Source organism: Chryseobacterium contaminans (genome assembly GCF_001684955.1).
Taxonomy (GTDB): Bacteria; Bacteroidota; Bacteroidia; order Flavobacteriales; family Weeksellaceae; genus Chryseobacterium; species Chryseobacterium contaminans.
This window is the reverse complement of the sequence record NZ_MAYF01000146.1, coordinates 35,046-44,384: the sequence shown is the minus strand read 5'-3', so window position 1 is coordinate 44,384 and position 9,339 is coordinate 35,046. Positions and strand designations below refer to the sequence as shown.

The window sequence follows — 9,339 nt, the reverse complement described above, 5'->3', positions numbered from 1 at the left end:
CAAATCTTCTTACCAAAAGTTTGAGAACCTGGAGGAAATGTATTAAATTCTCACTAACTACAATCATTCCGGACATTGAAATTAATGTCCGGAATTGTTATTATGTATACTGTACAAAAGATATTTCGGGGAAACATTTGAAATTTCCTGCGGTATTATTTTTGTTGTCTCTACTAAAAGTTCAATTATGCATATTCTGGAAAACATTTGGGGTGTGGGAACTTCGTTAAACAGTATTCAGATGGGAGTTCGCGGGATTACGGTCTTTCTCTCAGCATTGATATTAATCCGTATTTCAGGCCGCCGGTCATTTGGCATAGGTTCTCCATCAGACAATATCATTGTGATATTACTGGGTGCTGTTTTAAGCCGTGCTGTAGTGGGAGCTTCTCCATTCATACCGGTGCTCAGCACATGTCTTATCATCGTACTTCTCCATCGTATCATAAGCTGGCTGAAAAGTAAGCATAAGTCTTTTAATCAAATAGTGGACGGAAAAAAGATCCTGGTTTTCAAAGAGGGCAAATTTCTACAGCCCAATATGGACAAAGCCCTTATCTGTAAAGAAGATGTTCTGCAGGGCATCAGAAAATCAGCTTTAACTGATGATTTAAACATAATTAAGTATGTTTATATTGAATATACCGGAGAAATTACTGTGGTAAAAAACAATGACATTCCATAAAGCAAGTTTCAATGCCAACTTCCATGTTTTAAACAGTTTCACCTTCAAACCGAATTACTTTTTACCTCATCAGAATTTTTAAACTTCTTTGCAGGGCATTATGACTGCACTCATATAATTTCAGGAAAGGAACTGTTAATTTTGAAAGTCTACAGCAAATGCAACACTAACTCACAATTCAAACAACCTATGAAAAATCTATTTTTATCTTTCATAGCCATTAGCTTTATTGCTTTGGCCTGTAAGAAGAATGAAACGGAAAGAAATACTACAGAATCCGTCAATGTACAAAACAGTCCGCCTGATACGGCATCTTCAACATCTCAGAATCCGAAAGACAGCACAGCAAAACAGGATAGCATCAACACAAAAACCCACATAGGCGGAAGAAAAACAAGCAATAACAATACGGGCAATGCCAGTGGTAATATCAACGCTGCTGTATCAGACAGTTTACAGCCCGCAAGGCAAAAAAGATAAGAGAATTACTTAGATTCTATTTAACCAACCACAACATATTATTTATTATGGAAACAAAGAACGCATCCAGGAAAAGAACTGCTACAGCCAAAGCAAAATCAGAAAGAAGACCATCCATTAAAAAAACTGCCAAGACAGCAGCAAAAAAGGATGCAGCCAAAGACCTTCAGGACCTTTTTGAAGATTCATTAAAAGATATTTACTGGGCAGAAAAAGCACTTGTAAAAGCACTTCCTTTAATGATGAAAAATGCCACGGATAAAAAGCTTATCAATGCTATAGAAAAGCATCTTACTGAAACAAAAGTTCACGTTGAAAGACTTGAAGATTGTTTTAAGGCATTAGGAAAAAAAGCACAAGCCAAAAAGTGTGATGCCATGCAAGGGATTCTTGAGGAGGGAAAAAGTATCATTAAAGAAACCAAACCCGGAGCGGTAAGGGATGCCGGCATTATTGCAGCGGCTCAAAAAGTGGAACATTACGAAATAGCGACCTATGGAACATTAGCAGCCTTTGCAAAGGTACTGAAAGAGAAAAAGTGTCTCAAAAATTTCATAGATACCTTGGGTGAAGAAAAAAAATGCGACCAGCTACTGTCTAAGATTGCAGATACGGCACTTAACAGTAAGGCTGAATAATATTATAAAGGGGACTCATCAGTAGTTCCCTTTGCTCATTGCCTTTTATCCACATGAAGATTATTTATTTGAGGTATTATTCAAACCGATATCAATCTTACAATTCCAAATAAGGATATAGAACTTGAAAATAAATCTTTAAAGATTGAAAGTTATGGTTATTTCTAAGTCAAAGATTTTTCCGCTATTTCAACTGCTTTATTATTTTGCAACCTCCTTATGGCCATTAGTTCATATAAAAAGCTTCTTGATTATTACCGGCGATAAAACTGACATTTGGTTGGTAAAAACCGTTAGTATTCTGCTTTTACCTTATTGTCTGCTCTTATTTTATTTTATATTGAACCCAAAAAGAAATACGATTATTGCTCTTGCATGATCACTGTGTTGTATGGGATTTATAGGAATAGATTTATATTATTATTTCAATAATATTATAAAATATGTTTATCTTATTGATGCTTCAGTTCAAATTATATTTTTAATGTACTGGCTCTATTATATCATTAAAGGAAATATATATCAGTTTTCAAAGTGAGGCTGGTATATTGCTCTTTTGATAAATAGTTTCTCCAGCTTCTGTTTATCAGCTTTCCAATACTTCGTTTCTATTTCAGAAGCCATCACTTCATAAATAATAATTTTATTATTTGCTACCTTATCAATGCATTGCATTTGATTTATTCTCCTGAATTTCATTCGAATGATGCCCATTTTGTTGTTTTTTAAGGAAATACTCGGATTTCTCATACGATTTGTGCAATTTATCCAGCTCCGCCTCAGTAAGATCTTCGATGTCAACCAAACGGTCATTGGCTTTTTCATGGGAAGAAATAAGCTCATTGAGTTTAATCTGAATAGCCTTAGAATCCTTGTTCTGAGCTTTCTGTATCAAAAATACCATGAGGAAAGTTACAATGGTTGTTCCGGTATTGATGACAAGCTGCCACGTTTCGGAAAAATTGAAAAGCGGACCTGTAACTGCCCAAATGATTACAAATGCACAGGCAATAAGAAAAGCCGATGGGCTTCCTGTAAAACAGACAACACGGTCTGAAAAACGTTCAAAAAAATTCTTGTTCATAGTATAATGGTTTATCTGCTTCTAATCAGTTAATAACTGTTTCACTACCCAATTTACCCATAATACGCTGTTAATTTTATGATTGAAATCAAGTCTGTCAATGAAAGAACCGCTTCTTTCCTAGTTAAAATTCATTCGATATATAAGAGAAGAGTACACAGAATTTTATAGTTGTAATTATTCTCCATTATGATTGCACTCATAGAAAATCAAGAGATATCAGCATATCTTTACCTACGAATCTTATTTCATTTGTTTATCTACTTAATAAACCTCCAGATGGAGGTTTATTTATGTTCAGCAGACCAATATTCTATTAAACAATTAATCTGAAGGTGAGATTTATCCTTGGCTTCATAGTATGTGTTGATTTAGCAATTCTATGCTCCCATTCCTCCTGTAATTTACCTTTCATGAAAAGTAATGATCCATGACTAAGAGAGATGGAGTATTTTTTTGAATGATTAAGTACATTCCGGAAATCAAAATTCCTTAACTGCCCAAGGCTTAAAGAAGCAATCACTGGCCTGTTTCCTAATTCGCTTTCCCGATCACGGTGCCAGGCGACAGAATCATTATGATCTCTATATAGATTAAGAAGAACTGAATTAAAGCGATATCCGAACTGTTTTTCTATACGGTTTCTCAGTTCTGACAGTTCAGGAGACCATGGGTTTGCATCTATAGTCTTATTCCCAAGTTTATATGCTTTATGATCCCCATACCAAGCCGTTAATCTCGGTGTGAGAACAGTTTTATCATACATCACCTGACTGGTCTGCTGCCATGGTGTTTTCTCCATCAGCAAATTCAAAAGGTGATCTGCTTCACCACGGGATAAATATTCTTCATGAAATTCCACTAATTCTTCAGGAAAATCATATCCTTCATTTGGAAATAAACTGAGCTGATCCATATTGGTTTTTAATGGTAGTACTTTCTATCAATTATGACTGAAATCATAATTCACATCCATGTATAAATCATAAATTCGACATCTAGCTAATTGAAAACATCATACTTGCATCCAGATAAGCTTTCTCATTCATGGGAAAGCTTATCTTATTTATTGCTCATGTGTAAGGCAAGTTTCAGCTTTCGTCTTTGGTGTTCTTTACTAAGCTTATGCCTGAAAAAAAGAATAATAAACCGATAATTCCTACCACAATAAGGGTCATATTGGCGACCCCTTTATTAATAAGGCCATTCCCGACATAGATTAAACCTGCGATGCCCAAAATGGTCAAAACCGTACCAAATATTCGTTTTATGTTCATAATAAAAATATTACAAGGGTTAAATAATTGCGATCACTCTTCTTATAGATGTATGAAGTGATTTCGTCTTTATCTTTACAATGCTTAATAATGCTTAATAAAGAATCTGCCTTCTCTCAAGTTTCAGTACTTTTTCTTTTTCCATCTTCTTTACGGTACGGATAACAGTTTCGACTCTGAGACCGGTAAGGTTGGCAATCTGCTGCCTTGTTAACGGAATCTGGTAGGAATAAGGAGCCTTACATAATGAACTCTCCTTATAATAATCCATTAATGACTTGATTTTGGACACAGGTTCAGTTGCTGAATTGTTGAACAGCATCACATATTTATAGAAAAGCCTGTCAGAAAGGCAATTAAAGAGACGGAACATGACCTCCCGGTTTTCCGAGATCATCGAAAGAAAATTGGTTTTCGACATTTTCAGTATCTTGCAGTCTGTCTTAGCTATGGCATTCATAGGATACTTATTATTCCCAAACAACAGAGATTCTCCTATACTTTGTCCTTCAGAAAGAATATTCAGGGTAAATTCCTTACCATCTTCATGATAATTGTTCAGTTCCACTGTACCACGCGCAATCTGGAAATAAAAATGTGGAGTATCACCCATTTGGTAGATTACTTCCTTTGCGGGATAGTCTTCATAAACAGCTCCATTTTCGAGCAAAAGATTCTCATCGATGATCATATTTTTATTTTTTTGATATGGTTTCGCAATGAAAATTCTTAGTAAAAAATTGGTTCAATATCGACAGCAAAGTCTAGGCCAGCAAAGACATCCGTGGTATCTAAAAAGAAGAAAGTTGGTAATACGATCAGCTAATCTATTTTACCATCGAGGAAGCAAAGCTCTTATATAAACAGCTAAAAACATCTAAATGTTTTGATTTTTAAAAATATTCTGTTATCAATATCCCTAAAATAATGTGATGTACATGAAAAGTATTCAAACAAAAACAAATCACCAATAACAACATAAATATCAAACACATACACCCAAAATATTTTCCAAATCTGCAAAAAATTGGTTCGATGTTCCCACCAGCGTCACTTAAGGAGACAACTATTTGATAGTTGTCTCTCTTTTTATCTACAAATATCTACCTATCAAATATCTACCTATCAAATTTTTACAATCTAATTTTTTGTGTTCGACATTTCTAAACGTAAAATACTTAATCTGTTTGAAATAAACAGTATGAAAGAGCAATTGCTTGTTACACTTAGAAATTCTTCAATGTAATATGTACTAGATATAACTTTATAATTTAAATAAAAACAGCGTACACATATAAATGTGCACGCTGAATTTTATTCAATTTTAGTCAATCTACTTTAGTAGAAATTATTTGTATTATCTATTTCTTAATAAATTTAACTGATTTTACTATATTGCCAGCCTCAACCACTTTAATCATGTAAACTCCTGATTGTAAGTCAGAAAAATTCAAAATCCCTTTAAAATCATTAATTTCCTGAGTTAATATAAGCTGACCTGAAATAGTAAAAACCGTTACGGAGATAATTTTTTTATCTGATGAAACAGTCAAGTAATCTTGTACAGGATTTGGGTATACCTTCAGATTACTTGAGACTGGTGATATTTCCTGAGATTGTAAACTTCCAGTGACACAAGAGATTGGAAGTAAGATTGTTCTTCCAGCATCGGTAGTACCGTTACCTAATTGCCCTTCCAAATTCCACCCTGTTACAGATAAAATTCCATCATTTGATATAGTATATGTATTATAATCGCTTAGCGATACGCTCTGCCTATCAGTAGATGTTCCTATCTGCACAGGATTTCTTCTACGTATTAACGTTCCATCTCCTAACGTTCCATCTCCGTTTGCTCCCCAAGTCCACAATGTACCATCATTTTTAATGGCTGCTGATGAAAAACTTGCTGTTTCAACAAGTTTCCAGTCTGTGGCTGTCCCCACCGGATAAGGGCTGGCACTTGAACCTAATCCTGTTCCCAATGATGAACCTGAAGTTCCCTCTGTTCCTAATTGTGAATGAATATTGCTTCCCCATCCATAAAGGGTTCCATCTGTTTTTATTGCCAATGAATGGCTACCTTTGGCAGCAATACTTTTCCAAGTTGTCCCTGTGAGTATCTGTACAGGAGTAGTTCTATTCGTCGTAGAACCAATTCCTAACTGCCCACTGTAATTTTCACCCCAAGCCCAAATCGTTCCATCTGTTTTTAAAGCTAAAACATGATTATCTCCTGCGGTGACAGTTTTCCAATTTGTTAGGGTTCCAATCTGTGTAGGAACATTCTTATCATAAGTAGTTCCATTTCCAAACTGGCCATAGGTATTATGACCCCAAGCCCATAATGTTCCATTGGCCTTTACAGCTATAGTAAAATATGAGCCTACGGCAACACTTACCCAGTCTGTAGCCATTCCTATTTTTACCGGGATTGTCGTGTCAACAGTATTACCAGTTCCAAGTTGTCCAAAATTGTTACGTCCCCAGACCCAAAGTGTTCCATCTGTTTTAATCGCTGCAACATGTTGATCTCCGGCAGACATTTTCCAGATGTTTGAAATTCCAACTTGCACTGGAGCTGTTCTATTTACTGTAGTTCCGTCTCCCAATTGCCCAAATTCATTTTTACCCCAAGACCATGTTGTACCATCCGACTTCATAGCTATTGCATAGGTAGAACCGCCAGCAACGATACTCCAGCAACCGGAATCGGCAAGTGTAGTAAATGTTCCTCCATAAACCCAACGGCTTTGGCTGGAACCACAATGAGATGCCACCCAATAGTAGTAAGTAGTATTCGGTGCTAAGTTTGTTAAATTAACCGTATTTGATAAAGTAGTACCATTTATACCTCCAACAATCTGATTTGTACTGTAAGCATACATATAACCGTTAGCAGGTGCCGTTGTAGTCCCTGCCCAATTAATGGTTGCAGTTGTAGAAGTGATATTTGCAACAGAAAGTTGAGTTGGAACATTACAACTTGACGGACAAACAATAGCAGTGAAAGTATTTTTTTGAACAAGTGTATTGTCTCCTAATTGGCCACTACTGTTCAGCCCTGAAGTTCTTAAAGAACCTTCAAAATTTACTTCAAGACTGTGATAACTTCCAGCGGACACCAATAAACTGTTTGTAGAAGTACCTACTTGAGTAGGAATATTTACCGTATTGCCGCTTGTACCGTTACCGAGCTGTCCATAATTATTGTATCCCCATGACCAAAGAGTTCCGTTTGTTTTAATTCCTAATGCGTGACTTGATCCCGCACTAACGATATTCCAATTTGTAGCTGTTCCAATTTGTACTGGTGAATTACTATTACTCAAAGTTCCATTTCCTAATTGCCCTGATTGATTCGATCCCCAACCCCATAGAGTACCATTAGATTTTACAGCTAGTGTGTAGTAAGATCCTGCAGAAATTTTAAGCCAGTTTGTATCTGTTCCCACCTGCTTTGGCGAAACATCATATATCGTTTTGACATTTGTTCCATTACCCAACTGCCCAGATGTATTGCCGCCCCACGTCCAAAGAGTTCCATCAGCTTTTATACCTACAGAGTGCTCGCTACCAGCAGCAATTTTTACCCAATTTGTTGCTGTTCCTACTTTAAAGGGAATAGCTCTTAGAATATATGACCCATCTCCCAGCTGTCCATAATCATTATTTCCCCAAGTCCAAAGAGTACCATCTGTTCTAAGTGCTAATGAGTGATCGGATCCTGCACTCACGTCTTTCCAGGTAGTAGCCGTACCGATTTGTATCGGAACAATCCTGTTGGCGTTAGTATAATCTCCTAATTTACTACTTGAGTTACTTCCCCAAGCCCAAAGGGTTCCATTGTTTTTAATAGCCAATACATGACTACTTCCCGCGCTCACGGTCTTCCAATTGCTTTCTGTACCTATTTGAACTGCAGCATTTCTTGCAATTACTCCCCCATCTCCTAACTGGCTGTTGTTATCATTTCCCCAAGCCCATAAAGTTCCGTCTGTTTTTATTCCTACAGAATAAGAAGATCCGGTACTGATAACGTCCCAGCAACCTCCCATGTTTTGTGGCGTTGCTTTTACTAATCCATTTTGAGAATAACCTATCCAAACAGTACTTTTATTTTGGGTTTTAAGTGTAGTTAAAATATTACTTGGAAGGTTTGAGTTTGCAGCAGTATAAATTATACAATCGCTAAAATTCTGCAATCCACTTCCTCCCAGTGCAATCCACTCTCTACCATCGTTGTCAACATCAAGAGCATTTAAAGTGCTTCCTCCGAGACAAGAATTACTTTGAGTGTAATTACCAAGTAAAGTTCCAGAATTTGTATACGTCAACAAACCATCAATACCTTCAGCATATACTTTCGTACCTGAGCAATTTAATAGTTTTTTCACATTCTGCCCAATAAATGTAAAGTCAGTTCCATTGAATTTATACAATGTATTGTTATTTGTAACCCAGACTCCGTTGTTGCTATCAACCTTTAAAGAATTTATGTTTGGAAGTGAAGAATAGGTAGTCCAAGTAGTACCGTTAAATTTAGTAAGTCCTCCTGATGTGATCACCCATAAAGTATTGGTACCATCTACTGCGATACCCTTAATTGCATTATTGGGTAGTCCTGAGTTTGAGGCAGTATAATTACTCCAGGTGGTTCCGTTCAATACAATAATCCCGTTGTTTTGCGATGCCATCCATTTTCTTTGTAAACCATCGATTTCTATTTCCAGGATAGCATTGGACATAATCCCTGAATTGCTTGTGTTGTAATTTGTAAATGCAGTTCCGTTGAATGTTGAAACACCATTGTTTGTTGATAACCATAACACGCCGTTATTATCAATTTCAATGTCCCTGACATTATTGCTGCCTATTCCTGAATTTGAGGTATTATAAACCTCAGATGAGTATTGCCCAAAGGCAGTTACAGAAAGGAAAATAAGCAACATTAAGTAAATTTTTCTCATGTTGAATTTATTTTAAAAAGTTTTAAATGTTTAATTGATAGCAACTGCTAAAAATTGTAAGTAGATGCTTTCTTAGAGTAAAAAAGCAAAATTTTATTGCAGAAAAAGAAAGAATTATTTCAATGCAGTTGTTTTAATTTAATAAAATTTAATAAGTATTTCATGGGTATTAGTTTAGTACTGTGAATGAATAATGGTTATATTA

Annotated in this window: 7 protein-coding genes; 3 read left to right on the top strand and 4 right to left on the bottom strand. The window is 35.9% G+C overall.

The window, feature by feature from the left end:
- Positions 1 to 187 precede the first annotated feature (187 nt).
- The 3 genes from BBH99_RS10060 to BBH99_RS10050 all read left to right on the top strand — a co-directional run bounded on the left by BBH99_RS10060 (position 188) and on the right by BBH99_RS10050 (position 1,803).
- Positions 188 to 685 (top strand): DUF421 domain-containing protein, encoded by a 498-nt coding sequence (locus BBH99_RS10060; protein WP_066695152.1) that lies wholly within the window; start codon positions 188 to 190, stop codon positions 683 to 685.
- A gap of 189 nt (positions 686 to 874) precedes the next feature.
- Entirely contained in the window at positions 875 to 1,165 is a 291-nt protein-coding gene (locus tag BBH99_RS10055) for a hypothetical protein (RefSeq protein ID WP_123873109.1), read from the top strand.
- Positions 1,166 to 1,212: 47 nt separating this feature from the next.
- Positions 1,213 to 1,803: a YciE/YciF ferroxidase family protein gene (locus tag BBH99_RS10050; RefSeq protein ID WP_066695148.1), complete on the top strand. Its 591-nt coding sequence runs from the start codon at positions 1,213 to 1,215 to the stop codon at positions 1,801 to 1,803.
- Positions 1,804 to 2,464: 661 nt separating this feature from the next.
- Here the strand turns inward: BBH99_RS10050 and BBH99_RS10045 are convergent.
- The 4 genes from BBH99_RS10045 to BBH99_RS10025 all read right to left on the bottom strand — a co-directional run bounded on the left by BBH99_RS10045 (position 2,465) and on the right by BBH99_RS10025 (position 9,134).
- On the bottom strand, positions 2,465 to 2,887 hold the full coding sequence (locus tag BBH99_RS10045; RefSeq protein ID WP_066695144.1) for a low affinity iron permease family protein: 423 nt from the start codon (positions 2,885 to 2,887) through the stop codon (positions 2,465 to 2,467).
- Between the two features lie 316 nt (positions 2,888 to 3,203).
- A complete protein-coding gene (locus BBH99_RS10040) occupies positions 3,204 to 3,803 on the bottom strand; it encodes an alpha-ketoglutarate-dependent dioxygenase AlkB family protein (RefSeq protein WP_066695142.1) in 600 nt (199 codons plus the stop codon).
- A 455-nt stretch (positions 3,804 to 4,258) separates the two neighbouring features.
- Complete coding sequence (locus tag BBH99_RS10030; RefSeq protein ID WP_066695139.1) at positions 4,259 to 4,855, bottom strand: Crp/Fnr family transcriptional regulator; 597 nt, start codon at positions 4,853 to 4,855, stop codon at positions 4,259 to 4,261.
- 670 nt (positions 4,856 to 5,525) lie between these two features.
- Positions 5,526 to 9,134 (bottom strand): RCC1 domain-containing protein, encoded by a 3,609-nt coding sequence (locus BBH99_RS10025; protein WP_066695138.1) that lies wholly within the window; start codon positions 9,132 to 9,134, stop codon positions 5,526 to 5,528.
- Positions 9,135 to 9,339: the final 205 nt, after the last annotated feature.